A 270-nucleotide genomic window follows, 5' to 3' on the forward strand; every position below is an offset into this window, starting at 1 on the left:
GTGTTGCACTTAATATGGGTAAGCACTCGCACTTATTTGGCGTACCAAAGGCAATGACGCAAACCGACATTGACGATGTTATTACCCGCTTTACACAAACTGCACTACAAGCCGAAAAAGCCGGTTTTAATGGCGTACAAATACATGCAGCGCATGGCTATTTACTTGCCCAGTTTTTATCGCCACTTACCAATAAGCGCAACGATAAATGGGGGGGAAGTTTACAAAATAGAGCCCGTTTACTTCTCGAAATAACCCGCAGTATTAAAG

The 270-nt window shown here is 43.3% G+C and carries 1 protein-coding gene; it reads left to right on the top strand.

Annotation, left to right across the window (positions count from 1 at the left end):
• On the top strand, positions 1–270 hold a 270-nt coding region (locus AAEY97_RS21300), incomplete at both ends, for an oxidoreductase (RefSeq protein WP_502959480.1).

Origin of the sequence: Shewanella sp. TB7-MNA-CIBAN-0143 (assembly GCF_040310065.1) — a bacterium.
In the GTDB taxonomy this organism is placed as follows: Bacteria; Pseudomonadota; Gammaproteobacteria; order Enterobacterales; family Shewanellaceae; genus Shewanella.